The sequence below is a fragment of the Cellulomonas algicola genome (assembly GCF_019024305.1).
In the GTDB taxonomy this organism is placed as follows: domain Bacteria; phylum Actinomycetota; class Actinomycetes; order Actinomycetales; family Cellulomonadaceae; genus Cellulomonas; species Cellulomonas algicola.
Genome location: NZ_JAHKSJ010000018.1, coordinates 1 through 23,779 on the forward strand (window position 1 = coordinate 1; position 23,779 = coordinate 23,779).

The 23,779-nt window shown below is 75.3% G+C and carries 18 protein-coding genes; 13 read left to right on the top strand and 5 right to left on the bottom strand.

What is annotated here, in order from left to right; translation table 11 throughout:
- Nucleotides 1-1,642 precede the first annotated feature (1,642 nt).
- The 12 genes from KOV94_RS14605 (at nt 1,643) to KOV94_RS14660 (ending at nt 15,275) form a co-directional block, all read left to right on the top strand.
- Nucleotides 1,643-2,878, top strand: coding sequence for a tetratricopeptide repeat protein (locus tag KOV94_RS14605; RefSeq protein ID WP_218052446.1), 1,236 nt, complete (start codon nt 1,643-1,645; stop codon nt 2,876-2,878).
- The gene (locus KOV94_RS14610) at nt 2,875-3,915 is read left to right on the top strand and encodes an HAD-IIA family hydrolase (protein ID WP_218052447.1); all 1,041 of its coding nucleotides are present in this window, start codon (nt 2,875-2,877) and stop codon (nt 3,913-3,915) included. Before KOV94_RS14605 ends, KOV94_RS14610 begins: the two co-directional genes overlap by 4 nt.
- 336 nt (nt 3,916-4,251) lie before the next feature.
- Nucleotides 4,252-4,428, top strand: a complete 177-nt coding sequence (locus KOV94_RS14615) for a hypothetical protein (protein WP_200829843.1) — start codon at nt 4,252-4,254, stop codon at nt 4,426-4,428.
- Between the two features lie 6 nt (nt 4,429-4,434).
- Nucleotides 4,435-5,289, top strand: a complete 855-nt coding sequence (locus KOV94_RS14620) for a TlyA family RNA methyltransferase (protein ID WP_218052448.1) — start codon at nt 4,435-4,437, stop codon at nt 5,287-5,289.
- Nucleotides 5,286-6,164, top strand: coding sequence for an NAD kinase (locus tag KOV94_RS14625; protein WP_218052449.1), 879 nt, complete (start codon nt 5,286-5,288; stop codon nt 6,162-6,164). The genes KOV94_RS14620 and KOV94_RS14625 overlap by 4 nt, the downstream gene beginning before the upstream one ends.
- Nucleotide 6,165: 1 nt before the next feature.
- Entirely contained in the window at nt 6,166-7,902 is a 1,737-nt protein-coding gene (recN, locus tag KOV94_RS14630) for a DNA repair protein RecN (RefSeq protein WP_124344519.1), read from the top strand.
- A gap of 6 nt (nt 7,903-7,908) precedes the next feature.
- On the top strand, nt 7,909-9,096 hold the full coding sequence (gene steA, locus KOV94_RS14635; protein ID WP_124344518.1) for a putative cytokinetic ring protein SteA: 1,188 nt from the start codon (nt 7,909-7,911) through the stop codon (nt 9,094-9,096).
- A 118-nt stretch (nt 9,097-9,214) separates the two neighbouring features.
- Complete coding sequence (locus KOV94_RS14640) at nt 9,215-10,246, top strand: copper transporter (protein ID WP_218052450.1); 1,032 nt, start codon at nt 9,215-9,217, stop codon at nt 10,244-10,246.
- Complete coding sequence (locus KOV94_RS14645) at nt 10,243-11,247, top strand: hypothetical protein (RefSeq protein ID WP_225916749.1); 1,005 nt, start codon at nt 10,243-10,245, stop codon at nt 11,245-11,247. Before KOV94_RS14640 ends, KOV94_RS14645 begins: the two co-directional genes overlap by 4 nt.
- Nucleotides 11,244-12,911: a murein biosynthesis integral membrane protein MurJ gene (gene murJ / locus KOV94_RS14650; protein ID WP_218052451.1), complete on the top strand. Its 1,668-nt coding sequence runs from the start codon at nt 11,244-11,246 to the stop codon at nt 12,909-12,911. Before KOV94_RS14645 ends, murJ begins: the two co-directional genes overlap by 4 nt.
- 79 nt (nt 12,912-12,990) lie before the next feature.
- Nucleotides 12,991-14,661 (top strand): CTP synthase, encoded by a 1,671-nt coding sequence (gene pyrG / locus KOV94_RS14655; RefSeq protein WP_124343651.1) that lies wholly within the window; start codon nt 12,991-12,993, stop codon nt 14,659-14,661.
- A complete protein-coding gene (locus KOV94_RS14660) occupies nt 14,661-15,275 on the top strand; it encodes an NUDIX domain-containing protein (protein WP_218052452.1) in 615 nt (204 codons plus the stop codon). The genes pyrG and KOV94_RS14660 overlap by 1 nt, the downstream gene beginning before the upstream one ends.
- Before the next feature lie 82 nt (nt 15,276-15,357).
- On the opposite strand, the gene KOV94_RS14665 is transcribed toward KOV94_RS14660, so the two are convergent.
- Together KOV94_RS14665 and KOV94_RS14670 are read right to left on the bottom strand one after the other, a co-directional pair.
- A complete protein-coding gene (locus KOV94_RS14665; RefSeq protein WP_124343649.1) occupies nt 15,358-16,170 on the bottom strand; it encodes an ABC transporter permease in 813 nt (270 codons plus the stop codon).
- Complete coding sequence (locus KOV94_RS14670; RefSeq protein WP_124343648.1) at nt 16,170-17,192, bottom strand: ATP-binding cassette domain-containing protein; 1,023 nt, start codon at nt 17,190-17,192, stop codon at nt 16,170-16,172. The genes KOV94_RS14665 and KOV94_RS14670 overlap by 1 nt, the downstream gene beginning before the upstream one ends.
- 204 nt (nt 17,193-17,396) lie before the next feature.
- On the opposite strand from KOV94_RS14670, the gene KOV94_RS14675 reads away from it, so the two are divergent.
- Nucleotides 17,397-20,768 (top strand): AfsR/SARP family transcriptional regulator, encoded by a 3,372-nt coding sequence (locus tag KOV94_RS14675; protein WP_218052453.1) that lies wholly within the window; start codon nt 17,397-17,399, stop codon nt 20,766-20,768.
- A 58-nt stretch (nt 20,769-20,826) separates the two neighbouring features.
- Here KOV94_RS14675 and KOV94_RS14680 read toward each other — a convergent pair whose 3' ends face one another.
- The 3 genes from KOV94_RS14680 to KOV94_RS14690 all read right to left on the bottom strand — a co-directional run bounded on the left by KOV94_RS14680 (nt 20,827) and on the right by KOV94_RS14690 (nt 23,742).
- A complete protein-coding gene (locus tag KOV94_RS14680; RefSeq protein ID WP_124343627.1) occupies nt 20,827-21,648 on the bottom strand; it encodes an ABC transporter permease in 822 nt (273 codons plus the stop codon).
- Complete coding sequence (locus tag KOV94_RS14685; RefSeq protein WP_218052454.1) at nt 21,645-22,661, bottom strand: ATP-binding cassette domain-containing protein; 1,017 nt, start codon at nt 22,659-22,661, stop codon at nt 21,645-21,647. The genes KOV94_RS14680 and KOV94_RS14685 overlap by 4 nt, the downstream gene beginning before the upstream one ends.
- A 100-nt stretch (nt 22,662-22,761) precedes the next feature.
- Nucleotides 22,762-23,742, bottom strand: a complete 981-nt coding sequence (locus tag KOV94_RS14690) for a COX15/CtaA family protein (RefSeq protein ID WP_124343625.1) — start codon at nt 23,740-23,742, stop codon at nt 22,762-22,764.
- Between the last annotated feature and the right edge of the window lie 37 nt (nt 23,743-23,779).

A 23,779-nucleotide genomic window follows, 5' to 3' on the forward strand; every position in this document is an offset into this window, starting at 1 on the left:
AGAAAGAGCCACCCCAGCAATGGGGTGGCTCTTTCTGTTTCCGGCGGCATTCGTCCGCCCGTATCGCGTATACCCAGAGTGCAGCGTCGTGTGTCGACGTGCGTCCCGCTGCGGCGTGTTCCGCTACGGGCGGCGCTTGCGCGAGGCGTCTGGCCGCGATGTCGTGGGCGTCACGGCGCCGAGGGGATCCGGCGCCATCCGGGATGAGACCATGGTGCCGTCGTTTGCGACGAGGAGAGAGCCACACATGAACAGCGATCACCGGTCCGCTCAGCCCGAGCGTCGAGGACCGTCACGTCCAGGTCAGGAGACCTCGAGGGGCGGGCGGTCCGGCTCGACGTCCGGCGGGTCCGGCGACCGGCGGGGCGGTGGCTACCGCGGGTCGTCGGAGGGCTCGAGCCCTTCGGCCGGCGACCGCGGGCGTCGCGAGGGCGGCGACCGAGCGGCTCGCGGCTCGTCGTGGTCGGATCGCCAGTCCGGCGGTGCTCCTCGCGGCGGCGGGCGACCGGGATCGCGGGCGTTCGACGAGCGACCTGATCGCTCCGGCGGGTTCGCGGGCGGTGGCGCGCGCAGCTCGGCCGCCCGCGGTCAGGACCGCGGCGACGCACCGAGGGCGGGATCGGACCGTCCGAGTCGCGGGGGCTCTGGTGAGAGCTCGCGCGGTGGGTACTCGGCCGGTGGTTCGCGTGGTGGCTACCCCACCGGCGGCTCGCGGGCTGGCGGGTACTCCGGTGGCTTCCGCGGTTCCTCCACGGAGGGTTCGCGGGGTGCGTCCTTCGGCGAGCGGTCGCGGGGAGGGGTCTCCGGAGGAGGGGCGCGCGGCGGGTTCTCCGATGGAGCGGCGCGTCGTGAGTTCTCCGGCGGCGCCTCGCGGGGTGGCTTCGGTGGTGGTTCCGGCCGGCGGGACGACGACCGGCGCGGTGCTGGCGGCGATCGGTCGCCGCAGCGAGACGGCCGCCGTGCGGGAGACGCGCGCGACGGCGGTGCACGCAGTGGAGCTCGTGACGATCGGTCCGCCCGGTACGGGTCGGGTGCCGAGCGCAGCGGTTGGCGTGAGCGGGGCGAGGACGGTGGAGACCGTCGTCCGTACGGCGCGACCGAGCGTCGCACGTCCAGCGGTTCGCGTGCTGCGGACGAGCGTCCGGGCGGTCGCCCTGGTTCCGGTGGGCACGGTCGTCCGCGTGTCGCGGGTGAGCGCCCGGGGGACCGGGCAGGCCGTGGCGCGGGTCAGGCGCGCGGCTGGTCCGGACGGAGCGGTGAGCGTCCGGCCGAGCGATCCGGTGAGTCGCGCCGTGAGCCGTCCACGGGTGTCGGTGACCGGTCCGGTGGGTACTCGGAACGCTCCGGTGAGAGGACCGGCGGGTACTCGCAGCGTTCGACGGGTCGCTCGGAGCGGGCTGGGGGGTATTCGGGTGAGCGCACCGGTCAGCGTGCCGGTGGGCACTCGGGTGCACGTGCTGGTGGTCGCGACGAGGAGCGCTCGGGCGGCCGCGGCGGTGGCTCGTGGTCGCGGGACGGTGGTCCTCGGCACGGTGACGCCGGTCGTGGCGGTGACGCGCGGCGGCCCGGCGGGCCACCCCGCGGGCGGGACGACGTGCGTGGTGACGACCAGCGGGCCACGCGGCCCCCGCAGGACGAGCGTGTGCCCGCGCCGCCGGTGCCGGACGACGTCGTCTTCGGTGACCTCGACCGGTCGGTGCGCGCGCGGCTGCGGTCGCTGACCAAGGACAACGCGGAGCGCGTCGGTCGGCACCTGGTGGTCGTGGGACAGCTGCTCGACACCGACCCGGAGCTCGCGTACGAGCACGCCCAGGCCGCCGTCCGGCGTGCCGGGCGGATCGACGTCGTACGGGAGGCCGCGGGCCTCGCGGCGTACCGGACCGGGCGGTTCGCGGAGGCGCTGCGCGAGCTGCGCACCGTGCGACGGCTGAACGGCTCGTCGGAGCACCTGCCGATCATGGCGGACTGCGAGCGCGGGCTCGGGCGGCCTGAGCGCACGATCGCCCTCGCCAACGAGCCGGAGGCGGAGACGCTGGACGCCGACGCTCGCATCGAGCTGGCGATCGTCGTGTCCGGTGCCCGGCTCGACCTCGGTCAGTCGGAGGTGGCCGTCGCCGTGCTGTCGAGCCCTGCCGTGCAGCAGGCGACCGGCGTGCTGGCCGTCCGGGTCGCGCAGGCGCGAGCCACGGCTCTCGAGGCGGCGGGGCGGGCCGACGAGGCAGCGACGCTGCTCGCGCGGTACTCGGCCGCCGAGCTCGCCGAGGCCGCAGGGGAGGTCGACGAGGAGGTCGTCGTCTTCGACCTGGACGACGAGGACGACACGGACGACGAGGACGACACGGACGACGACGGCGCAGGGTCGCGCGTCGACGAGACGTCGACGGGCGTGGCTGGTGCAGGTCCCGACGCGTCCGGCGCGCTGGAGGCGGCTGACGACGGACCGGCAGGGGACGACGGCGACGACGGCCTCGACGGCGACGACGGCCTCGACGGGGACGACGAGCCTGCCGGGGACGAGCCCGACCGGGGCGATGTTCCGGTCGGCGACGGCGGGCTCGACGGCGACGACGAGCTCGACGAGGACGATGTCCTCGAAGACGACGACCTCGACGAGGACGATGCCCTCGACGGAGACGACGCGCTCTCCGGTGCCGATGACGTCGACGAGGCGCGCGACGAGCTCGAGCGGGTCGACGCGTCGGACGGCAACAGTCATCTCGACGATGCGGGCGACGCCGACCAGGTCGATTCCGACGCGGGCACGGACGAGCCCGCGCTCGGCGCAGGCGGGGCCGATGGCGGGCTCGACGCCGACGTCGTGGATCGCCAGGTCGCGGACCGCGAGGGCGTGGCACGCAGCGAGGAGGAGGAGGCGTGAGCGGAGGACTCATCGGGTCGGACGTGCCGCTCGCGGATCGGTTCGACCTCGCGCTCGTCGACCTCGACGGCGTCGCGTACCGAGGGCACGAGCCCATCGACGGTGCGGCCGACGGGCTGACGTCGGCGCGCGCCCGCGGGATGCGGCTGGTGTTCGTCACGAACAACGCGTCGCGGGAGCCGGAGTCCGTCGCGGACCAGCTGACGGAGCTCGGGATCCCGACCCGGTCCGGCGAGGTCATGACGGCGGCCCAGGCCGCGGCGCAGCTGCTGCGCACGCGGCTCGAACCGGGCGCGAAGGTGCTCGTCGTCGGTGGCGCGGGTCTCGTCACCGCCGTGCGGTCCGCCGGGTTCGTGGTCGTGGAGTCCGCGGACGACGAGCCCGCCGCGGTCGCGCAGGGCTTCGCGCCCGACGTCGGCTGGGCGCAGCTCGCGGAGGCGGCGTACGCGGTCGAGCGCGGGGCGTGGCACGTCGCGTCGAACCTCGACCTCAGCCTGCCGACGGCCCGCGGCTTCGCACCCGGCAACGGGTCGCTCGTGGGGGCGGTGCGCAACGCGTCGGGCGTCGTCCCGGACAGCGCGGGCAAGCCGTCGCCGACGATGTACCGGATGGCCGTCGACCGGGCGGGGGCGCGCGAGACGCTCGTCATCGGTGACCGGCTCGACACCGACCTCGCGGGCGCGCGCGCCGGTGGCTACGTCGGCCTGCACGTCCTGACCGGTGTGAGCACGGCGCGCGACGACGTCCTGGCGGCGCCGACCGAGCGACCGCACCTCATCGGTGCCGATCTGCTGTCCCTGCTCGAGCCGCACCCGGTGCCGCGTCGGGACGCCGACGGGTGGTGGGCGTGCCGGGAGGTCGCCGCGCGCGTCGTCGACGGCGCGCTGGACCTCGGACGGGCGACACCCGGCTCTCCTGCGGCCCAGCTCGACCTCGTGCGGGCCGCCTGCGCGGCTGCGTGGGACGCCGTCGACAGCGGCGGCTCGCTCGACCCGGCCACGGTGCCTGAGCTGCGCGTCGACGCACCGGCTCGCTGAGGGCACTCGCCCGTGTCGTGGCCGGTGCGGGCCCCGTGCGCCGGCCGGTGCGGGCCCCGTGCGTCGGCCGGTGCGGGCCCCGTGCGTCGGGCGGTGCGGGCCCCGTGCGTCGGGCGGTGCGGGCCCCGTGCGTCGGGCGGTGCGGGCCCCGTGCGTCGGGCGGTGCGGGACACGTGCGCCGGGCGGCTGCGACGCGACCGGATGTCCCGTGCCTGTGGGTGCGTCGGGACGCGCTGTGGGCCTCGGCAGGTACCGTGGGCGCGGTCGTCGGGGAGCACGGCGTGACCGTCGGGACCGTCAGCGTGCGGCGGTCGGAACGCACGAGGAGGTACACCGGTGAGCGAGACGTCCGCGGTCGGGTCGTACGACGGCCCGACGACGGGGGACGCGCAGGTCGACGAGGCGTTGACGCGTCTTGCCGGGCTCGACGACGCCCCGGTGCGTGACCACGTCGCCGTCTTCGAGGCGGTCCACGGGGCGCTGCAGGACCGGCTGGCGGACGCGGAGGGCTGAGAGGTCGTGACGACACGCCTCGACAGCGAGCTCGTGCGCCGCGGGCTGGCCCGGTCGCGCGGGCACGCGGGCGAGCTCATCGCCGCCGGGCGTGTCTCGGTCGGCGGCCGGGCGGTGGCTCGTGCGTCGGTGCAGGTGTCCGACGAGGACGCGGTCGACGTCGCGCTGGATCCCGACGACCCCGGGTACGCCTCGCGCGCCGCGCACAAGCTCGCGGGCGTGCTGGACCAGCTCGGGCCGGACGGCCCCCGCGTCGAGGGGGCGTTGTGCCTCGACGCGGGCGCGAGCACCGGCGGGTTCACGGACGTGCTGCTGCGTCGCGGCGCGCGACGCGTGGTCGCGGTCGACGTGGGCCACGACCAGCTCGTCCCGGCGCTGCGGGAGGACCCGCGGGTCGAGGTGCGCGAGGGCGTCAACGTCCGCTCGCTCGCGGTGGGCGACGTCGACCCGGCGCCGGGCGTCGTGGTCGCGGACCTGTCGTTCATCTCGCTGACGCTGGTGCTGCCGGCGCTCGCGTCGGTCGCGACGCCGGGCGCTGACCTGCTGGTGCTGGTGAAGCCGCAGTTCGAGGTCGGCCGGGAGCGACTCGGTTCGGGCGGCGTGGTGCGCGACGCCGGGCTGCGCGCACGGGCCGTGCGGGACGTCGCGCGGGCAGCGGGTGCCGCTGGGCTCGCGGTGCGCGCGGTCGCGCGCAGCGTCCTGCCCGGCCCGAGCGGGAACGTGGAGTACTTCCTGTGGCTCGTCGCGGGTGACGCGCCGCCGGAGCCGGACGGCGTCCCGCTCGACGACGCCGTGCGGGAGGTCGTCGAGGGCGGGATCGAGATGCGTCGCGTGCGCGCGGCGCTCGGAGGTGAGGCGTGACCAGACGAGCGCTCGTCGTGACCCACGGCGGTCGGGAGGAGGCGGTCGCAGCGACGCAGGAGGCCGTCCGTGAGCTGGAGGCAGCCGGTGTCGAGCCCGTGCTCGCGCCCGACGACTGCGGTCCCGACGACCTGCCGTCGTTCGAGCTCGCGATCGTGCTGGGCGGCGACGGGACGATCCTGCGTGCCGCCGAGCTCACGCGTGGCACGGACGTGCCCGTCCTCGGGGTGAACCTCGGGCACGTCGGCTTCCTCGCGGAGGCCGAGCGGGACGACGTCGGCGAGGCGGTGCGCCGGCTGACCGCGGGCGACTTCGAGGTCGAGGAGCGCGGGACGCTCGACGTGCGCGTCCTCCACCCGGACGGGACGGTCGGCACGGGCTGGGCGCTCAACGAGGCGGCGATCGAGAAGGCGGACCGGTCGCGCATGCTCGAGGTGATGCTCGAGGTCGACGGGCACCCGTTGTCGTCGTTCGGCTGCGACGGGGTCGTCGCGTCGACCGCGACCGGGTCGACCGCGCACGCGTTCTCGGCCGGAGGTCCGGTGGTCTGGCCGGACGTCGACGGGATGATCCTCGTGCCGATCTCGGCGCACGCGCTGTTCGCGCGGCCCCTCGTCGTCGGTCCGCGCAGCCGTCTCGCGGTGGAGGTGCTCGACCGGTCGTCGGCGCGCGGGCTCGTCACGTGCGACGGGCGGCGGCAGCTCGACGTACCGCGTGGCGCTCGCGTCGAGGTGACGCGCAGCGACGTCCCGGTCCGGCTCGCACGGCTGTCGCTCGCGCCGTTCACGACGCGGCTGGTGCACAAGTTCGGGCTCCCCGTGAGCGGCTGGCGCGGCCGGCCCGCGGGCGGCGGCTCGGCCAGGACGGGGGCGTGACGTGATCGAGGAGATCCGGATCGACAACCTGGGCGTCATCACGCGGGCGCACGTCGAGCTCGGGCCTGGCCTCACGGTCCTCACCGGCGAGACCGGTGCGGGCAAGACGATGGTGCTCACGGCACTGTCACTGCTGCTCGGCGGCAAGGCGGACCCCGCGACCGTACGGCGCGGAGCCGCGTCGGCTGCGGTCGAGGGTCGGGTGCTGCTCCCAGGCGACGCGCCGGCCGTCGCACGCGCGGCGGAGGCGGGCGCCGAGCTCGACGACGACGGCAGCCTGCTGCTGGTGCGGACGGTCGGCGCCGGGAGCGACGGTGTCGCCGGCCGGTCGCGCGCCTACGTCGGCGGTCGCTCGGTGCCGCAGGCCGTCCTCGCGGACCTCGCGGAGGCGCTCGTCACGGTGCACGGCCAGGCGGACCAGGCGCGGCTGCGGTCGCCGGCGCACCAGCGGGAGGCGCTCGACGCGTTCGTCGGCGAGGCGCACCGCGACACGCTGGCGCGGTACCGCGCGGCGTGGGCGGAGCGGGCCCGCGTCGTCGAGGAGCTCGACGACCTGGTCGCGCGCACGCAGGAGCGCGCGCGTGAGGCCGAACTCCTGCGGCTCGGGCTCGCGGAGGTGGAGCGGGTCGACCCGCAGCCGGGCGAGGACGTCGCGCTCGCCGAGGAGGCGGACCGGCTGTCGCACGCGGAGGACCTGCGGGCGGCCGCGTCGGGCGCGCACGAGGCGCTCGCCGGCGAGGCGGACGCGTCGGGTGACGCGCTCGCCGCGACCGAGGTCGTCGACCGCGCGAAGCGCCTGCTCGAGCAGGCGGGCGGGCACGACCAGGCGCTCGCCGCGCTCGCGACGCGCGTGGCGGAGGCGGGGTACCTGCTCGCGGACGTGGCCGCGGAGCTGTCGTCGTACATGGAGGACCTGCAGGCCGACCCGTTGCGGCTCGAGGCCGTGCAGCAGCGCCGCGCGGCGCTGGCGCAGCTCACGCGCAGCTACGGCTCCGACGTGGCGCAGGTGCTCGCGTGGGCGGAGGACGCCGGGCGACGGCTCCTCGACCTCGACGGCGGCGACCAGCGGCTCGACGACCTGCGGGCGCGGGTGCACGAGCTCGACGAGGCGGTGGCCGCGCTCGCCGCCGACCTCACGCAGGGCCGGACGGAGGCCGCGAGCCGGCTGGCGGCCGCGGTGTCCGCGGAGCTCTCGGGACTCGCGATGGCGGGGGCCGAGCTGCAGGTGACCGTCGAACCCGCCGAGCCCGGGCCGTACGGCGCGGACCGGGTCGAGATGCTGCTCGTCCCGCACGCGGGTGCGCCCGCGCGGCCGCTCGGCAAGGGCGCGTCCGGCGGTGAGCTCTCGCGCGTCATGCTCGCGATCGAGGTCACGCTCGCGACGGCCCCCGACTCGGGCGCCGCACGACCCGGGACGTTCGTGTTCGACGAGGTCGACGCGGGTGTCGGCGGGCGCGCGGCGATCGAGGTCGGCCGGCGGCTCGCGGACGTCGCGCGGTCCGCCCAGGTGCTCGTCGTCACGCACCTCGCGCAGGTCGCCGCGTTCGCGGACCGGCACCTCGTCGTCACCAAGTCGACCGCCGACGGCGTGGACGTCGTCACCGAGTCGGATGTGCGCCTGGTCACAGACGAGGCCCGCGTGCGCGAGCTCGCCCGCATGCTGTCCGGCCAGGACGACTCGGAGGCGGCGCGCACGCACGCAGCCGAGCTCCTGGAGCTCTCGACCGTGGGACGATGAGGCACGATGAGAGCTTCCCTGCGCAGACGGACCCCCGCGCCCGAGGCCGGCGTCATCGCCGGTCCGGCCCGGGTCGACCCTCGGACCAAGGCCCTCACCAAGCGCCTGCGGCCGGGTGACGTCGCCGTCATCGACCACCTCGACCTCGACCGCGTCTCCGCAGAGGCGCTCGTCGCGTGCCAGCCGGCGGCCGTGCTCAACGCCGCGCGGTCGACGTCAGGCCGGTACCCGAACCTCGGGCCCGAGATCCTCGTGTCCGCCGGCGTGCCGCTCGTCGACGACCTCGGCGCGGACGTCATGGCGCTCCCCGAGGGACACCAGCTGCGCGTGGTCGACGGGTGCGTCTACGACGGCGAGACGCTCGTCGCCGAGGGCGTCGAGCAGACGCCGCAGACCGTCGCGGCGACCATGGAAGAGGCCCGCGCCGGGCTGTCCGTCCAGCTCGAGTCGTTCGCGGCGAACACGATGGACTACCTGCGCCGCGAGCGCGAGCTGCTGCTCGACGGCGTCGGCGTGCCGGACATCGACACCGAGATCGACGGCCGTCAGGTGCTGATCGTGGTGCGCGGTTACCACTACAAGGAGGACCTGGTCACCCTCCGCCCGTACATCCGCGAGTACCGGCCCGTGCTCATCGGGGTCGACGGCGGCGCCGACGCGATCCTCGACGCCGGCTGGAAGCCCGACATGATCGTCGGCGACATGGACTCGGTGTCCGACCGCGCGCTGACGTGCGGCGCGGAGGTCGTCGTGCACGCCTACCGCGACGGTCGCGCGCCCGGCCTCGCGCGCGTCGAGCAGCTCGGCGTCCGGCACGTCGTCTTCCCCGCGACGGGGACCAGCGAGGACGTCGCGATGCTGCTCGCCGACGACAAGGGCGCGGAGCTGATCGTCGCCGTCGGCACGCACGCGACGCTCGTCGAGTTCCTCGACAAGGGCCGGTCCGGCATGGCCAGCACGTTCCTCACGCGGCTGCGCGTGGGCGGCAAGCTCGTCGACGCCAAGGGCGTGTCCCGCCTCTACAAGCACCGGATCTCGAACCTCCAGGTCGCGCTGCTCATCCTCGCGGGCCTCTTCGCGCTCGGCGTCGCGCTCGCCTCGACCGCAGCCGGGCAGACGCTGCTCGGCCTCCTCGGCGCGCGCATCGACGACGTCACGTCCTGGATCGGCTCGTTGTTCGGAGGGTCGTCGTGACGCTCCGGCGCGTCCCCGCCCGACCCGCGCCGCGACCCGTGACCCACCCCGCCCCGCTCGCCCGCCGCCTCGCGGCCGCGGCGACGCCTGCCGCCGCCCCCGACGGAGATGCCGCACCGTGATCGACTTCCGCTACCACATCGTCTCGCTGATCTCCGTGTTCCTGGCGCTCGCGGTCGGCATCGCGCTCGGCGCCGGGCCGCTCAAGGAGACCATCGGCGACACGCTCACGGGTCAGGTGCAGCAGCTGCGCACCGAGAAGGACGAGCTGCGGTCGCAGCTGGACAGCGCGTCCGACGACCTCGGCCACGCCGTCACGTACATCGACGCCGCCGGTCCGCGCCTGCTCGAGGGTGCGCTCACCGACCGCCGCGTCGCGGTCGTCGCGCTGGGCGAGGTCGACGAGTCCGTCCGCACCGCGGTCGACGAGCGCTTCGCCCAGGCGGGCGCGACCGTGACCGCGCACGTGACGCTCAACGACGCCTGGACGGACACCGGGCTGGACTCGTTCCGGCAGGCGCTCGGCGGGCAGCTCGTCCAGTACCTCTCGCCCGCACCGGCCGACGGCGCCGGCGTGCAGGAGGAGCTCGCGGCGGCGCTCGTGCAGGGCCTCGTCGCTGCCGACCCGGCGGCGCCCGACACGCTCGCGTCCGACTCCGCCTTCCTGCTCGAGCTCCTGTCGGGCGGCGACTACCCGCTCGTCACGCTCCAGGACCCGGTGGAGGTGCCGGCCGACGCGATCGTCGTCCTCGCGCCGTCCGAGCGGTCCGGCACGTCGGCCTCGGCCGACACCGACGAGGTCGAGCAGACGCAGGCGGCGTGGCTCGCGGTGCTCACGGCCGCGCAGGAGCGGTCCGAGGGTGCCGTCCTCGCGGACGGGCCCCGCGGCGACGGCAGCCTGACCGACGCGATCCTCGGCGACGACCAGCTCGCCGGCGCGCTCACCACGGTCTCCGACACGCAGGTCGTCACCGGTCAGGTGTCCACGCCGCTCGCGCTCGCCGTGCGGATCTCCGGCGAGAACGGCCACTACGGCTTCGGTGACGGCGAGACGCCGCTGCCCGACGCGGTGACGCTCACGCCCGTCGATCGCACGCCCGCCAGCGCGGACGCCGGTGCGGGGGCGAGGACCGACGGGACCCAGGGTTGAGCGTGCTGCGGCGAGCCGCCGCGGCCGTCGTCGCCGGAGGCGTGACCGCGGTCGTCCGCGGTGTGCTGGACATGAGCCCTCCGGGCGGCGCGGCGCGCTGGACGCGGACCAACCACCGCGGTGAGCCCGTGAGCATGCTCGAGGGCCCCGCGGTCGCCGCCGGGCTGCTCGCGGGCGGGATCGTCGGGGCGCCGTCCGCGCGCGCCGCGGTCGCGCTCACCGTCGCGACGGGTGCCGGCGCGGCGTTCGGCGTGATCGACGACCTCACCGAGGACACCGAGGTCCGTCGCAAGGGCCTGCGCGGGCACCTCGGTGCGCTGTCGCGGGGCGAGCTCACGACCGGTGGGCTCAAGGTCCTCGGGATCGGCGCGGCGTCGCTCGTCGCCGCCGCGGTCGCGACGCCCGTGCGCGACGCGTCGGGTGCACGCCGTTCCGCGGCCGGCTGGGCCGTCGACGTGGCCGTCTCGGGTGCGCTCGTCGCCGCGAGCGCGAACCTGCTCAACCTCCTGGACCTGCGCCCGGGCCGTGCGCTCAAGGCGGCGTCGCTCGTCGCGGCACCCCTGGCGGTCGCGGGCGGTGCGGGCGCGGGCGCCGCGGCCGGCGTGCTCGGCACCGCGGGTGCGGCGGGGGAGCAGGACCTCGCGGAGCACGACATGCTCGGCGACGGGGGAGCGAACGCCCTCGGCGCGACGCTCGGCACGGCGCTCGTGCTCGCCGCGCCGCGACCGGTGCGCTGGGCGGCCCTCGGTGTCGTCACCGCGCTCACGCTCGCGAGCGAGAAGGTCAGCTTCACGCAGGTCATCGAGCGCACGCCGGTGCTGCGCGAGATCGACGCGTGGGGACGGCGTCCGGTGGCAGCCACGACCGGTCCTGCGGCGCCCGACGAGGTGCCCGACGCCGAGCCGGCGTCCCCGACCAGCGGCACGGCCGCGGGAGCCGGCCCCGACGGCCGTGACGGGACGGGCGAGGGCGCGGCGTCGTCGACGACCGGACCGCGGTGAGCCCCACCGCTCGCCGCGTCCTGGGCGGGCTCGGCGGTGCCGCGGCGATGATCGCCGCGATCACCGTGCTGAGCCGCGTGCTCGGGTTCGGGCGCTACCTCGTGCAGGCCAGCGCGTTCGGCGTCGGCGCGATCGGCAGCACCTACAACTCCGCCAACCTGCTGCCGAACGTGCTGTTCGAGGCCGCCGCGGGAGGCGCGCTCGCGGGCGCGCTCGTCCCGCTGCTCGCGCTGCCCGTCGCGAAGAACCTCCGCGAGGACGTGGACGCGGTCGCGTCGGCCGCGCTCGGGTGGACGCTCGCGGTGCTCGTGCCGCTCGGGGCGCTGCTCGCGGCGCTCGCGGGACCGATCGCGGCCGTCTGGCCCGACCTCGCCGACCCGCAGCGGGACCTGCTGCGGTACTTCGTCACCGTCTTCGCGGTCCAGGTGCCGCTGTACGGCGTCGCGGTGCTGCTGTACGCGGTGCTGCAGGCGCACAAGCGGTTCTTCTGGCCCGCGTTCGCCCCCGTGATGTCGTCGGTCGTGGTGATCGCGGTGTACGCGACCTACGGGCACCTCGCCGGGGGCGAGCTGAACGACCCTGGGGCCGCGGGTGACGCCGCCCTCACAGTGCTCGCGTGGGGCACGACGGCGGGCGTCGCGGTCATGGCCCTGCCGATGTTCTGGCCCGTGCACCGGCTCGGTGTCCGCCTGCGGCCGACGCTGCGGTTCCCGCCCGGGGTCGCGCGCCCGTTCGCCGCGCTGGCGTTCGCCGGCGTCGGGTCGCTCGTCGCGCAGCAGCTCACGACCCTCGTCGTCATGCTCGTCGCGTCGTGGCGCGGCGGTGACGGGACGTTCTCGCTCTACGTCTGGTCCCAGCAGGTGTACCTGCTGCCGTACGCCGTGCTCGTCGTCCCGCTCGCGACCTCGACGTTCCCGCGCCTCGCCGCCCGTGCGAAGGACGGCCGCCTCGGCGAGTACGCGACGATGGCGTCCGCCACGACGCGAGCGGTCGTCGCCGCGGCCGGTGTCGGCGCGGCAGCCGTCGCGGCCGCGGCCCCTGCGGTGGCGGACGTGTTCGGGACGATCGGACGGGACCGCTCCGGCATCGGGGCGATGGCGCCGACGATCACGCTGATGATGCCCGGTCTCGTCGGCTTCTCCGTGATGTTCCACGTGTCGCGCGCGCTGTACGCGCTCGAGCGCGGGCGGGCGGCTGTGACGGCCAACGTGATCGGGTGGGCGACCGCCGCCGTCGGGTCGGTCGCGCTCGCCGTGGTGCTCGTGCCCGACGGCAAGGACCTCGCGCGCACGCTCGCGGCCGTCGCGATCGCCGGGAGCGCCGGGATGCTCGTCGGCGGTGTCGCCGCCGTCGTGGCGCTCGCACGGGCCGCCGGCGGGACGTCCGTCGCCGGCCTCGCCCGGACGACCGCCGTCGTCGCCGTGGCCGGCGTCCTCGCGGCGCTCGCGGGTCGGTGGGTCGTCGACACGGTCGGCTCGCTCGTCGGGCACGACGTCTGGGCAGCCGTCGGCGCGGCGGCCGGTGGCGGAGTCGTCGCGCTCGTCGTCCTGGGCGGCGCGCTCGCCGTCCTGGACCGTCGCACGCTCACCGACGTCGTGCGCGTCGAGCGCACCCCCGTCCCCGCGGAGGCCGCCGTGCCGGCCGCTCCCGACCCGACCGACTGACCGACCGACGCCCTGCGTGGCGGGACTCACCCCGCGCGCCTGACCAGACCGACCGTCGCGTCGGGTAGATTGGAAGCCCGTGACAGAGCGCGCGCATCGACTCTCCGGGCGGTCGGACTCCACGACCCGGCACATCTTCGTCACCGGGGGCGTCGCCTCCTCCCTCGGCAAGGGCCTGACGGCATCGAGCCTCGGCCGCCTCCTCCGCTCTCGCGGCCTCCGGGTCACGATGCAGAAGCTCGACCCGTACCTGAACGTCGACCCCGGGACGATGAACCCGTTCCAGCACGGCGAGGTCTTCGTGACCGAGGACGGCGCCGAGACGGACCTCGACGTCGGCCACTACGAGCGGTTCCTCGACGTCGACCTCGTCGGCTCCGCCAACGTGACGACCGGCCAGGTCTACTCGCAGGTGATCGCCAAGGAGCGCCGCGGCGAGTACCTCGGCGACACGGTGCAGGTCATCCCGCACATCACCGACGAGATCAAGACCCGCATGCGCTCGCAGGCGAGCGACGACGTCGACGTGATCATCACCGAGATCGGCGGGACCGTCGGCGACATCGAGTCGCTGCCGTTCCTCGAGGCCGCGCGCCAGGTGCGTCACGACCTCGGCCGCTCCAACGTCTTCTTCCTGCACGTCTCGCTGCTGCCGTACATCGGCCCGTCGGGCGAGCTCAAGACGAAGCCCACCCAGCACTCGGTGGCCGCGCTGCGCAGCATCGGCATCCAGCCGGACGCGATCGTCCTGCGCGCAGACCGCGACGTCCCCGAGGGCACCAAGCGGAAGATCGCGCTGTTCTGCGACGTCGACGTCGAGGGCGTCGTCACCGCGAAGGACGCGCCGAGCATCTACGACATCCCGCGGGTGCTGCACTCCGAGGGGCTCGACGCGTACGTCGTGCAGCGCCTCGGCCTGCCGTTCCGCGACGTCGACTGGTCCGGGTGGGACGAGCTGCTGCACCGCGTGCACCAGCCCGCGCACCAGGTCGAGGTCGCGCTCGTCGGCAAGTACATCGACCTGCCCGACGCGTACCTGTCGGTCACCGAGGCGCTGCGCGCCGGTGGCTTCCACCACGACGCGCGCGTCGTGATCCGGTGGGTCCGGTCCGACGACTGCCAGACCCCCGAGGGTGCCCGGCTCGCGCTCGAGGGCGTGGACGCGGTGCTCGTGCCCGGCGGGTTCGGCGTGCGTGGCATCGAGGGCAAGCTCGGCGCGCTGCGCTGGGCGCGCGAGAACCGGGTGCCGACCCTCGGCATCTGCCTCGGTCTGCAGTGCATGGTCATCGAGTACTCGCGCAACGTGCTGGGCCTCGAGGGTGCGTCGTCGTCCGAGTTCGACGAGAACCCGGCGTACCCCGTCATCGCGACGATGGCCGAGCAGCTCGCGATCGTCGGCGGCGCCGGCGACCTGGGCGGCACCATGCGGCTCGGCTCCTACGAGGCGCGGCTCACGCCCGGCTCGGTCGTCGCGGAGGCGTACGGCAGCGAGACGGTCTCCGAGCGCCACCGGCACCGCTACGAGGTGAACAACGCGTACCGCGACAAGCTCGAGGAGGCCGGGTTCGTCATCTCGGGCGTCTCGCCCGACACGTCGCTGGTCGAGTTCGTGGAGCTCCCGCGCGAGACGCACCCGTACTTCGTCGCGACGCAGGCGCACCCCGAGTTCAAGTCGCGGCCGACGCGCGCGCACCCGCTGTTCGCGGGGCTCGTCGGCGCGGCCCTCGAGCAGCGCACCGACGAGGCCTGATGACAGGCCCGACGGGTCCCGTGGAGGACCGGCACGCACCGCGGCCGGTCGTCTCGCACGAGGTCATCCACCACGGCAAGGTCTGGGACCTCGCGGGGGACGTCGTCGACCTCGGTGACAGCCAGGTGCTGCGCGAGTACGTCGACCACCCCGGCGCGGTCGCAGTCATCGCGCTCGACGACGAGGACCGGGTGCTGCTGCTGTCGCAGTACCGGCACCCCGTGCGGCACGAGCTGTGGGAACCGCCCGCCGGTCTGCTCGACGTCGAGGGTGAGGACCTCGTCGTCGCCGCGGCGCGCGAGCTCGCGGAGGAAGCCGACCTCGTGGCCGGCTCGTGGTGGCGGCTCACGGAGTTCTTCTCGTCACCGGGCGGCTCCGACGAGCGGATCGTCGTGTTCCTCGCGCGGGACCTGTCGCCCGTGCCCGAGGTCGACCGCTATGCGCGGGTCGACGAGGAGGCCGCGATGGTGCCCGTGTGGGTCCCGCTCGACGAGGCCGTGGACGCGGTGCTCGCGGGCCGCCTGCACAGCCCGACGACGGTCTCCGGGGTCCTGGCGGCTGCGGCCGCGCGCGCCCGGGACTGGTCGACGCTCATCGACGCGTCGCCCGCCTGACGCACGACACGAAGCGGCGCCGCCCCCCGACCTCGCGGTTCGGGGGGCGGCGCCGCGTCGTTCCTGGCCGCGTCGTTCCTGTTCAGCGGCTCGCCGACCGGCGGTACTGCAGGTTGGCGAGCGGGATGAACACGAGCAGGAAGATGCCCGCCCAGATGAGCGTGTAGAGCTCGGCGTGCTGCAGGGGCCACGAGTCCGGCGGCGGGACCTGCGGCGGGATGTTGCCGAACAGCTCGCGCGACGCCTGGGTCACGGCGGAGACCGGGTTCCACTCGGCGAACGTCTGCAGCGGCGCCGGCAGCGTGTTCAGGGGCACGAACGTGTTCGCCACGAACGTCAGCGGGAAGATCACGATGAACGTCGCGTTGTTGAACACCTCCACGCTCGGGACGAGCATGCCGAGCCACGCCATCACCCACGAGATCGCGTAGGCGAACACCAGCAGCAGCAGGAACCCGAGGGCCGCCTCCGCGACCGAGCTGTGGATGCCCCAGCCCACGAGGAGCCCCGTGAGGCTCATGACGACGAGCACGAGGACGTTGTTGACGACGTCCGACAGCGTGCGGCCCGTGAGCACGGCGGACGGCGCCATGGGCAGCGAGCGGAAGCGGTCGATGATGCCCTTCTTGATGTCCTCCGCGAGGCCCGCGCCCGTGATGGTGGCGCCGAAGATGACCGTCTGGGCGAAGATCCCCGCCATGAGGAACTCGCGGTACGCGCCGGGGTCCGCGCCGCCGGGGACGTCGATCGCGCCGCCGAACACGTACGCGAACAGCAGCACGAACATGATGGGCGAGAGCGTGGTGAAGACGAGCAGGTCGGGGACCCGCTTGATCTTGATGATGTTCCGCTTGGCGACGACGTAGGCGTCGGACAGCACGATCGGGGTGGCCATCACTCGCCTCCGGAGGTGGGTCGCAGACCGGTCGTGACGCCGGCGGGCGGCTCCTCGTCGGTCGGGCGGCCGTCGCCCTCGTCCTCGGCCGTCCTGCCGGTGAGCGAGAGGAACACGTCGTCGAGGGTCGGGCGCCGCAGGCCCACGTCGTCGAGCGTGACGCCCGCGTCGCCGAGCACCCGCAGCGACTCGGTCAGGGTGCTCGGGCCGCCGTCGACGGGCATGAGCAACGAGCGGCGGCCGTGGTCGAGCGTCGCCGCGCCGACGCCGAGCGGCTCGAGCAGGCGTCGCGCGTCGTCGAGCCGGGCGGGGTCGCGCACCGTGAGCTCGAGGCGCTCGCCGCCGACCTGCAGCTTGAGCTCGTCCGACGTGCCCTGCGCGATGATGCGGCCGTGGTCGATGACCACGATCTCGTCCGCGAGCAGGTCGGCCTCCTCCAGGTACTGCGTCGTGAGCAGCAGCGTCGTGCCGCCCGCGACGAGGTCCTGGATGACCTCCCACATGTCGGCGCGGCCCCGCGGGTCGAGGCCCGTCGTGGGCTCGTCGAGGAAGATCACCGGCGGGTCGGCCACGAGCGCGCCCGCGAGGTCGAGGCGTCGCCGCATGCCGCCGGAGTACGTCTTCGACGGGCGGTCGGCGGCGTCCTCCAGCCGGAACGCGGCCAGGAGCTCACGCGCACGTGCCTGCGACCTCTTCGCGCCCAGGTGGTAGAGGCGGCCGATCATGTCGAGGTTCTCGAAGCCCGTGAGGTACTCGTCGACCGCCGCGTACTGGCCGGACAGGCCGATGCGGCGACGCACCTCGCGCGGGTGGGTCCGCACGTCCACGCCCGCGACGGTCGCGGAGCCCGCGTCGGGCTGCAGCAGCGTCGCGAGGATGCGGACGATGGTGGTCTTGCCCGCCCCGTTGGGGCCGAGCAGACCGAGCACCGAGCCGGTCGGCACGGTGAGGTCGACGCCGTCGAGCGCCGTGACGTCCTTGTACCGCTTCACCAGGCCGGTGGCGGTGATCGCGTCGGTCATGGCACAGCAGCGTAGGTACCACCGCCCACATTCGTCCCGGTTCCTCCTGCTCGTGCCGGTGAGGGCGGTGCGGACCGCCGCCGCGGGCAGGGCGACGCCACGCAGCAGCGCGTGCCGGACGGCCCGGGTGCCGCCGGACCGTCCGGGCAGGTCACGTCGTCGCGCCGCGACGGACGCGCGCACGCGCGGACCTAGAGTGGTCCGGTGCCCGCAGTCGTCGCCTCCGTGCTGGGCCCCGTGCTCGTGGCCGCCGGCGACCGGTCCGTCTCGCCGGGCGGGCCGCGCGCCCGCGCGCTCGTGGTCGCCCTCGCGCTCGCCGACGGCGCGACGGTGCCGTGGCGCGCGCTCGCGGACGAGCTGTGGCCCGACGACCCGCCGGCCGACCCGCGAGGGGCGCTCCAGACCGTCGTCTCGCGCACGCGTGCCGCGGCGAGCCCGCAGGTCGTCGAGTCGCAGGACGGCGGGTACCGGCTCGGCGGACCGTCGGACCTGTCGGTCGTCCGCCAGGCGTCCGCCGACGCCCGTGCCCTGCTCGTGCGCGACCCGGACGCGGCGCTCGCGCAGGCGCGCGAGGCCGCGGCCCTGTGGCGCGGCTCGGCGGGGCCGGACGTCGCGGACGCCGCGCCGGGCCTCGCGGACGCGCTGACCGCGGCCGCCCGTTCCGCCCGGGACGCGCTCACGGCCGTCGAGGTGGAGGCCCTGCTCGCGCTCGGCCGGCCGGACGAGGCGCTGGAGCTCGCCGTCGGGGCGGCCAGGGCGGCACCCGCCGACGAGGACGCGCAGCTGCGGCTCATGCGGGTCCAGGCGGCGGCGGGACGGACCACCGACGCCCTGCGCACGTTCGCGCGGGTCCGTGACGTGCTCGCCGACGAGCTCGGCGCCGATCCGCGGCCGGACCTGGTCGCGCTCAACGAGCAGCTGCTCGCGCGGTCCACCGACGCGTCGCCGGGACGGACGGCGGCGGCGAGGCGGACCGTGGGCGACGCCGCGACGAGCGCGCACCGGCGCACGCCCGTCCGGCACCCGGTCGGCCTGCGCGCCGCGCGGCACGCGCTGCTGGGACGCGCCCGCGACCTGGCCGCCGTCGACGCCGCGTGGGCCGACGCCCGCCTCGTCACCGTGCTCGGCACGGGCGGGCTGGGCAAGACGACGCTCGTGCAGGAGGTCGGCCGGCGCGCGCAGGACGACGCGTGGGTCGTCGTCGTCGAGCTCGCGGGCGTGCGCTCGGACGCCGACGTGGAGACCGCGATCGCGTCGGCGCTCGGCCTCGCGCACGCGCGCAGCGCGCGGCTGGGCGACCGGCTCCCCGCGACGACCGACGCGACCGGCCGGATCGCCGAGCGGTTGGGCGAGGTCCCGACCCTGCTCGTGCTCGACAACTGCGAGCACGTCGTCGCGGGGGCCGCGCAGTGCGCGGACGCGCTGCTGGCCGCCGTGCCGGGCCTCCGGGTCCTCACCACGAGCCGTACGCCGTTGCTCGTGGCAGGCGAGCGCGTGCACCCGCTCGCGCCGCTGCCGGTCGACGGCGGTCACGGCGCCGCCGTCGAGCTGTTCCGCGAGCGGGCGCGCGCCGCCCGGCCCGGGGTCGCCCTGCCGCTCGAGGTGGTCGCGCGCATCGCGACGCGGCTCGACGGGCTGCCGCTCGCGATCGAGCTCGCCGCCGCGCGCGTGCGCACCATGACGGTCGAGGAGGTGGAGCGTCGCCTCGACGCCCGGTTCGCGCTGCTGCGGTCCGGGGACCGGCTGGCGCCCGACCGCCACCGCACGCTGGAGGCCGTCATCGACTGGAGCTGGCACCTGCTGGGCGACGACGAGCAGCGCGTGCTGCGCCGTCTGTCCGTGCTGCCCGACGGGTTCGACCTCGACGCGGCCGCGGCGCTCGGCCGGCTGACGACCGCGCCCGCCGTCACCGGGGACGGGGCCGTCGCCACGGACGGAGCCGGCACCGACGACGCCTGGGACGTGCTCGACGCCCTCGACGGTCTCGTGCTGCAGTCCCTGTGCAGCGTCGTGGAGGACCGCGGCGAGGGCGACGACGAGCCGGTCGTCCGGTACCGCATGCTGGAGACGGTCCGCGAGTTCGGCCACCTGCGCCTGACCGAGGCGGGCGAGCACGACGCCGCCCTCGACGCGATGCTCGCGTGGGCGCTCGCGTTCGCCGACCGCTGGGCACCCGCGCTCGTCGACGGCGACCAGCCCGCGGCGATGCGCGCGCTGCGCCGCGAGCAGGACAACCTGCTGCTCGCGTTCCGCACGGCACTGGACCGCGGCCTGACGGGCGAGGCGTACGCGCTGTACGTCGCGCTCACCGGGTACTGGAGCCTGCGCGGGGCGCACGAGCAGGTCTTCGGCCTCGGCATCGACCTGCTGGCGGGCACGCACGGGTGGCGGGTCGCGCCACGGCACGCGGACGCGGCGGCGCTCGCGCTCACGGAGCTCGCCGCGATGGGCATCTTCGGGGACGCGGGGAGCACCGCGCGTGCGCTCGCGCGCCTGCGGCTGGTCGTGCGGGAGCTCGGGTCGCACCTCGGCCCCCGGACGCGCGCGTTCGCGGGGCTCGCGCTCGCGGGGTCGGTCGCCGGGATGGCGCGCGAGCTCGCGGACCTCCGACGGTCGAGCGACACCTACCTGGCGATGCTGGGCCACATGCTCTCGGCGCAGCTCGCGGAGAACTCGGGCCGGCTCGAGGTGGCGCGGCGATGGGTCGAGGAGGCGTACGCGCTGGGCGTCGCCCGGGGCGACGTCTGGGCGGAGGCGAACAACGCGTCGTTCCTCGCGCAGCTCGCGGCCGAGGAAGGGCTCGCGCAGGAGGCGCTGCGATGGGTGTCGGTGGCGCGCACCGGGATGGGCCGCCTGGTCGCCGAGGAGGAGCTGCACCAGGTCGCGTGGCTCGAGCTCGCGGCCTCGGTGGGCGTCGGCGACCTGGCGACGGCGCGGGACCGGTGCGACGCGCTCGCGGAGGTCGCGGCGTCGGGCCGCATGGGCCGCACCACCTGGCAGTCGCCCGAGCTCGTGGCCCTCGAGCGGGCCGGACGGGGTGAGATCGCGGCCGCGGAGGGCGACGTCGCCGCCGCGCTCGACGACCTCCAGGCCGCGTACGACGCGTTCGGGCCCGACGGCGGAGGGGAGCGGACGTCGCCGTGGTTCATCATGATCACGGTCGGCTGGATCGCCCGCCTCGTGCTCGCACCGGAGGCGGTCCGCGCCGCCCGGCCCGCGCCGAGCACGCCAGCGCCGGCCCTCGCGCGGCACGTGCACGAGTGGCAGCGCGTGCGCGCTGCCGACGCCGTCGACCACCCGGTCCTCGGCACCGCGGCCGTCGGTCTCGGCACGGCCGCGTGGGCGGGGTCGGGCGACGCGTCACGGGTCGACGACGGGCTCGAGCTCTTCTTCCTCGCCGAGCTGCTCGGCTCACGCCAGGACCTGCCCATGCTGCACCGCGCACCGCTCGACGCGCGTGCCCGCGAGCTGCTGGGCACGGACCGGACGGACGCCGCACGCGTGCGGGCGCGGGCCGTCGGGCGTCGCCACGCCGCGGCGCGGGCGCTGGCGCTGGTCGACGCCCTCTGGCGCTGAGCGGCACACGCGACGGACGCCCCGGGGAGAGGTCCCCAGGGCGTCCGTCGTCCTGCTCTCAGGCCTTGCGCATGTACGCCCGCACCGCGAGGGGCGCGAAGACCGCGACGACGATCGCGGAGCCCAGCAGCGCCAGGCCCACCTCGTGCGTCACGGTCGCCGTGTTGGCGAGCTCGCGCACGGCCGTGACCAGGTGCGACACCGGGTTCGCCTCGGCGAACACCTGCAGGGGCCGTGGCATCGTCGACGGGTCGACGAACGCGTTCGAGAGGAACGTCAGCGGGAAGAGCACGAGGAACGAGATGCCCTGGACGGACGACGCGGTGCGCCCGACGACCCCGAAGAACGCGAAGATCCAGCTGAGCGACCACGAGCACAGGATCACGAGCAGGCCCGCGAGCACGACGCCGCCGATCCCGCCGCCGGGCCGGTAGCCCATGACGTAGCCCATCGTGAAGGTCAGCGTCGTCGCGATGAGGTACCGGACCGCGTCGGCGACGAGCGCGCCCGCGAGGGGTGCGACGCGCGCGATGGGCAGCGACTTGAACCGGTCGAACACGCCCTTGTCCATGTCCTCGCGGAGCTGGACGCCCGTGACGACCGACGTCGTCAGGACGGTCTGGACGAGGATGCCCGGGATGATGATCGGCAGGTAGTCGCGCACGCTGCCGGAGATCGCGCCGCCGAAGATGTACGTGAACATCAGCGTGAAGATGATCGGCTGCAGCGTCACGTCGAAGAGCTGCTCGGGCGTGCGGCGGACCTTGAGCAGCCCGCGCCACGCCATGGTGAGCGACTGCTTCACCGCGACGGGCCACGAGACGGTGCGCGCGAGGTCGGCGGGGACGCCGGTGGTGGGGGTCAGGGTCGTGGCGCTCATGCGTTCACCGTCGTTCCTGCGGCGTCGGCCGCGTGCTCGGGCGCGGACGCGTCCGCGTCGTCGGACGCCTCGGCCGGGTGGCCGGTGAGCGTGAGGAAGACCTCGTCGAGCGAGGGCTTCTGCATGGACAGCTCGTCGACGGCGAGGCCGCGCTCGCGCAGCAGCACGAGCAGGTCGGTCACCGCGGCGGGGTCGTCCAGCGGGAGGGTGAGGCGCGCGGCCTCGGGGGAGACCGTCGGCTCGACGCGGAACCGGTCGCGGATCGTCGCCGCGGCGGCCAGCACCTGGCCGGGGTCGGCGAGCCGCAGCTGCAGCGACTGCGTCCCGACCGCCGACTTGAGCTCGTCGGCGGTGCCCTCGGCGACGACGCGGCCGCGGTCGATGACCGCGATGCGGTCCGCGAGCTGGTCGGCCTCGTCGAGGTACTGGGTCGTGAGCAGGACCGTCGAACCGGTCGCGACGAGCTCGCGGATCGTGTCCCACATCTGCGCGCGGGTGCGCGGGTCGAGGCCCGTCGTCGGCTCGTCGAGGAAGATGAGCGGCGGCTGCGCGATGAGGCTCGCCGCGAGGTCCAGCCGGCGCCGCATGCCGCCGGAGAAGTTCCGCAGCGGCTTGTTCGCCGCCTCCGTCAGGCCGAACCGCTCCAGCAGGTCCGCGGACTTGGCGCGCGCGGCGGTGCGGGACAGGCCGTGCAGGCGCGAGAAGAGCACGAGGTTCTCGGTCGCGCTCAGCGTCTCGTCGACCGACGCGTACTGGCCCGTGACGCCGATGAGCTGGCGCACGACGTGCGGCTCGCGCGCCACGTCGTGCCCGAAGATGCGGGCCGTGCCGGCGTCGGGGCGCAGGAGCGTGGCGAGCATGCGGATCGTCGTCGTCTTGCCGGCACCGTTCGGGCCGAGCACGCCGTAGACGGTGCCGGTCCGGACGGTGAGGTCGACGCCGTCGACGGCACGCTGCTCGCCGAACGTCTTGACGAGGCCCTCGGCCTCGATGGCCCAGGTGTGGTGGGTCATGGTGTCCTCCCTGGTCGTTGTCGTGACCAGGGTGGACGGACCCCGCTGTCAGCCCGCTGTCAGCGCGTGGCGCCACCGGCGGGCCGCTGTCGGTCCGCTGTCAGACCGCCGTCAGCGGCGCGGCCGCGGGCGCACCGGCGCCCGGGACGACGGGCACCGGCCCGCGCGTGCGGAGCGTGCCGCAGAACGACACGACGCCCGCGGCGAGCAGCGCCGCCCCCACCATGTGCAGGTTGACGAGCGCGATCGGCAGGCCGGTGAAGAGCTGGACGTACCCGATCAGCCCCTGCCCGAGCGTCACGCCGAGCAGCACGAGCCCGACCGTGCGGGGTCGACCGCCGACCTGCGACCGCAGGACCCGCCACAGCATGACGGCGAGGACCGCGACGAAGAGCCACACGGACGCCGCGTGCACGCGAGCCATCGCGTACGGGTCGACCGCGAACCGGTAGCCGACCTCCTCGTCGCCCGAGTGCGGCCCGGCGCCGGTGACGACGACCCCGAGCACGAGGACGACGACGGTGAGCGCGGCGAGCAGCCAGCGCAGGCCGTACGTCGTGCGGTCGACGAGCGGCTCGGGTCGCGCGTCGCCCTCGGCGGACCGCACGAGCAGCCACGTCGACGCGGCGATCAGCGCCATCGAGATGAGCAGGTGGCCGCCGACGATCGCCGGGTGCAGGTCGACGAGCACGGTGATCCCGCCGACGACGGCCTGCACCGCGACCCCGGCGAGCGGCGCGAGGCCGAGCCAGCGGTAGGCGGCCGAGCGGCTCCGGTCGGAGAAGACGAGGAGCGCGACGACGATCGCGAGGATGCCCAGCACGCCGGTGATCGTCCGGTTGCCGAACTCGATGAACGGGTGGATCGACGTGGCCTCGTGGAACCGGGGCGTGAACTCGCCCGGCTCGCACTGCGGCCACGTCGAGCAGCCGAGCCCCGACCCGGTGAGCCGCACGGCGCCGCCGGTGCCGACGATGACGATCTGCCCGATCAGGTTCGCGACGATCGCGGGCCGGGTCCAGCGCGGCCGCAGGCGGTCGAGCAGGGGCGGCCGGACGGGGGCGGTGGCGGGCGTCGTCACGCGTCCCAGGGTAGTTCGGCGCGATGGACGGTCCGAC